The sequence below is a fragment of the Synechococcus sp. R55.2 genome, from assembly GCF_047462075.1.
Taxonomy (GTDB): domain Bacteria; phylum Cyanobacteriota; class Cyanobacteriia; order Thermostichales; family Thermostichaceae; genus Thermostichus.
On the sequence record NZ_JANSIH010000399.1, the window covers coordinates 1 to 2,829 of the forward strand.

The 2,829-nt window shown below is 61.8% G+C and carries 4 protein-coding genes; 3 read left to right on the forward strand and 1 reads right to left on the reverse strand.

Annotated features, from left to right (window positions below):
• Positions 1–188 precede the first annotated feature (188 nt).
• Genes NW838_RS12865 through NW838_RS12875 form a run of 3 tightly spaced genes read left to right on the forward strand, consistent with a single transcriptional unit; the run spans position 189 to position 2,502 of the window.
• Positions 189–1,457 (forward strand): FAD-dependent oxidoreductase, encoded by a 1,269-nt coding sequence (locus tag NW838_RS12865; RefSeq protein ID WP_414428161.1) that lies wholly within the window; start codon positions 189–191, stop codon positions 1,455–1,457.
• Complete coding sequence (gene thiS / locus NW838_RS12870; protein ID WP_414357500.1) at positions 1,445–1,642, forward strand: sulfur carrier protein ThiS; 198 nt, start codon at positions 1,445–1,447, stop codon at positions 1,640–1,642. Before NW838_RS12865 ends, thiS begins: the two co-directional genes overlap by 13 nt.
• A 32-nt stretch (positions 1,643–1,674) precedes the next feature.
• Positions 1,675–2,502 (forward strand): thiazole synthase, encoded by an 828-nt coding sequence (locus NW838_RS12875; protein WP_414357499.1) that lies wholly within the window; start codon positions 1,675–1,677, stop codon positions 2,500–2,502.
• Between the two features lie 86 nt (positions 2,503–2,588).
• Here NW838_RS12875 and NW838_RS12880 read toward each other — a convergent pair whose 3' ends face one another.
• Positions 2,589–2,792, reverse strand: a complete 204-nt coding sequence (locus NW838_RS12880; RefSeq protein WP_414428162.1) for a hypothetical protein — start codon at positions 2,790–2,792, stop codon at positions 2,589–2,591.
• Positions 2,793–2,829 lie beyond the last annotated feature (37 nt).

The following is a 2,829-nucleotide window of genomic DNA, read 5'->3' on the forward strand; positions in this document are numbered from 1 at the left end:
CCTCCCCCAACACCGCCAGCAACACCGGCACCCCCAGACGGATCCCGGAGACCAACAGCGAGATCAAACAAAAAGCTCCAAGTGAAAAGGCGTTCCAGCGAAGCTTGGCCCAGCACTCCATCAACAAATGCAGGCACAGGTGGGAGCAGATTCATCGCCGAGCTGGAAAGCCTATCATGGGATCCAGTATGGAATCCATTGTGTCAGCAGCGCAGGGCACTTTGACCCTTTCACCCTCCTCTTCTCCGCCAGACCCGCCAGCCAGTCTGACGGGCTCATTCCCCGCCGCTGACGCGGCAGGGATCACTTTGCCTTGGGCAGCGCAGCGGGATCCCATCCTTGTCCTCGGGGCTGGGCTGATGGGGCGTTTGTTGGCCGCCAGCCTTGTCGAGGTTGGGCATCCCGTCCGCATTGTGGAGGCGGCTCCTGCTGCTGCTGTTGAGAGCAGTGCTGCCCATTTTGCCGCTGCTATGCTGGCTCCCCTAGCCGAGTCTGCCATCGCCGAAGCCAGTGTGGTGGCCCAGGGGTACTATGCCCTCTCCCGCTGGCCCGCCCTTCTGGCCAGCCTGCCAGAGCCGGTTTTCTTTCAGCAGGAGGGCACTTTGATCCTCTGGCACCGCCAAGATGCCGGGGAAGCCAAGCGCTTCTCGGCGCTACTGGCCGCTGTGGGGGAACACCTCCCGCATCTCCCCCGCCCTCAGCCGCTGGATGCCCAGGCTATTGCCGAGCTGGAGCCATCGGTAGCCGGGCGATTTGCGCAGGGCCTGTATCTTCCCCAAGAGGGCCAACTGGACAACCGCCAACTGTTGGCAGCTTTACTGGCCAAGTTGCGGCAGCACGAGGTGGAAGTGGAGTGGGGTTGCCCTTGGGATCTGGAGCAGGCCCAAGCTTGGCAGCAGCAAACCGGTGGGTGGGTTTTGGATTGCCGCGGCCTGGGATCCCAAAAAGAATGGGGCGGGCAAAAACTGCTGCGCGGAGTTCGGGGTGAGGTGGTGCGCCTGTATGCCCCAGAAGTCTCTTTGCGGCGCCCAACCCGGCTGTTGCACCCTCGCTACCCGATCTACATCGCTCCCAAGCCGGGTCAGGTGTTTGTGGTGGGGGCCACTGAAATCGAATCTGAGGATCGCTCGCCGGTGAGCGTCCGCTCCGCCCTGGAGTTGCTCAGCGCCGCCTACGCCGTACATCCTGCCTTTGCCGAAGCGCGTATCCTGGAATTAGGCAGCCAATGTCGTCCCACCTTGGCGGATAACCTGCCAGCCGTGGTGGAGCGCTCACCTCGCCTGTTGCAGATCAACGGCCTCTATCGCCATGGCTTTCTGATCTCCCCGGCCATCCACGATGCTGTCTTGGAGTATCTTCACCAGGGCAGTTGTCGCTTGGCTCAGCAGCTTGGGATCCCCTTTCAGGTGCAGGCTGCCCCTTTTTCCGGTGAGTCCCCATTGCCATGCGTGTCTTGATCAACCAGAAGCCTTACGATTTGCCGGAAGGCACCACTTTGTCCGAAGCAGTGGCTCAGGTGGGGGCCAGCGGCCCTTTCGCGGTAGCGGTTAATCTGAAGTTTGTGCCACGTGCCCAATACGAGCAAACTCGTCTGCAAGAAGGCGACCAGGTGGAGATCGTCGCTCCGGTTGCCGGCGGCTAGCGCTCAAGTCCGCTTTTCTATCTGCCTCAGCCATGTCCACCCTTCTCCATTGCTCTCCCTCAACTCTGGCCGATGAGGATCCTTTGGTTCTCTACGGCCAACCGTTGCCCAGCCGCCTGATGTTGGGTACGGCTCGCTACCCTTCGCCAGCCATTTTGGAGCAGGCGGTGGCTCGCGCGCAGCCCTGTTTGTTGACGGTTTCTCTGCGGCGGCAAGGGGCACTGGGGCCAGAAACTTCCCAGAGGTTCTGGGCTCTGTTGCAGAAGATGGGGATCCCGGTTCTGCCCAACACCGCCGGTTGTCACAGCCTGCAGGAGGTGATCACGACGGCGGAGATGGCGCGTGAGGTTTTTGGCACCGACTGGATCAAGCTGGAGTTGATTGGGGATGACTACACGCTGCAGCCGGATACCCTACAACTGCCGACGGCAGCGGCTGAGCTGATCCGGCGCGGCTTCAAGGTGTTGCCCTACAGCACCGATGATCTGGTGTTGTGCCAGCGGTTGCTGGATGTCGGCTGTCAAGTGGTCATGCCCTGGGCGGCCCCCATCGGCACCGGGAAAGGCCCCCTCAACCCCTACAGCTTACGCCTGCTGCGGGAACGGATTGAAGCGCCGCTGATCGTGGATGCTGGCTTGGGTCTGCCCTCCCACGCCTGCCAGGTGATGGAGTGGGGGTTTGATGGGGTGCTGCTGAACACGGCAGTGGCTTTGGCTCGGGATCCGGTGGTCATGGCTGAGGCCTTTGCAGAAGCGGTGCGTTCAGGCCGCCGAGCTTACCTTGCCGGGGCCATGATCCCTCAGGAGACAGCTCAGCCCAGTACGCCCGTCCTTGGCACCCCCTTCTGGCATCAAGGCTAGAGTCTTTTGGGCCTGTTTAGGGTTGCCATCTCTCTTGGTTTTCGTCAGTGGTGTGGAGCGCGTTGAGCAGCTCATTCGGCAGGCTGCTATCGCGAATGGGCTTGGATAACCTGCAGAGCTCCCCCAGCGTGGAGGGTCTGCCGGATGGATTGCCAACCCTGCTGCTGCAAGTGCTCGGGCAAGTCCAGCTTGAGTAGCTCCCAGGCGGTCTCGGTTTCAAACAGGGCCAAAAAGAGGGCCAGCCCAGGCCAGATCAAGGGTTGTCGAGGCGCGTGCAGATCCAGAATCAAGAGTCATCCCCCCGGCTTGAGCACCCGCCACACTTCC